The organism is Myroides odoratus (genome assembly GCF_965118575.1).
GTDB classification, from domain to species: domain Bacteria; phylum Bacteroidota; class Bacteroidia; order Flavobacteriales; family Flavobacteriaceae; genus Flavobacterium; species Flavobacterium odoratum_B.
Window position 1 is genome coordinate 1 of record NZ_CBCPHW010000050.1, and the last position, 869, is coordinate 869.

Genomic DNA, 869 nt, shown 5'->3' on the forward strand with positions numbered 1-869 from the left:
AAAAGTTGGGGACTAGGAAAAAAAGTGTTTTTTTAGGCTGACTTTTTCATCTCGTATGTCACCCTGAGGCACCGAAGGGTCAGATTCAATACATCATTTTCTATCTGTCATCTACTAAGCAAAAAGTTTAGTCAATCTAAAAAGGAAGAAAGTTTTATCTCTCACTCCTCTATACATCATCCTAAAGTATTTAATTTTAGCATTAAACGACTCTGCGGAAGCATTTGTACTTCTGTCATTAAAATAGTTGAGTATTTCTGGATAATGCAGCGTAAATGTTTTAATTACGGTATTAAACTGTTTAAGATTCGTGTTTTCTACCTGATTAAACCAATAGGCCAGTTTTGTCATTGCAACTTCTTTAGGGATAAGTTTATTGTATATCCCCCTTAGCTTGTTGGTTAATTTATAAGCTTGTTCAATTTCAGGATATAATTCAAATAACAATTTTGCTCTATCTTTTTGGTCTATTGTCCAGTTATTAGGGCTTTTATATAGTAAGTGTCTAGATCTCGCTAATAGCTGTTTTTTTGTATCACCATTAGCTAACATATCAGATGAAAAGGTTTTATTTGTAACCTTTGCCTGAATAATAGCATTGTTTTCATTGTCCATTTCAATCCAACGATGTTTAATTCTAATATTCTGAAGTGCTTCGCTAGCTAGTTTTTGCACGTGAAAACGATCAATAACTTGTATGGCGTTAATGAAGCATTTTTTAGCTATTTGCTTCATAGAACCTGCCATATCTAAAGTAATCTCAGTAACTTTATCTCTAAGTTTTTTAGGTAATTTAGATAGATGCTTTATTACAGTATCTGACTTTGTTCCTTTAACTATCGCTACAATTGTCTTTTTCTTTCCTTTAC

The 869-nt window shown here is 32.1% G+C and carries 1 protein-coding gene; it reads right to left on the bottom strand.

Annotated features, from left to right (window positions below):
* Positions 1-114: 114 nt before the first annotated feature.
* Positions 115-869: ISL3 family transposase (locus tag ACMHJ2_RS17735; RefSeq protein ID WP_413514179.1), on the bottom strand; the 755-nt coding region annotated here is incomplete at its 5' end.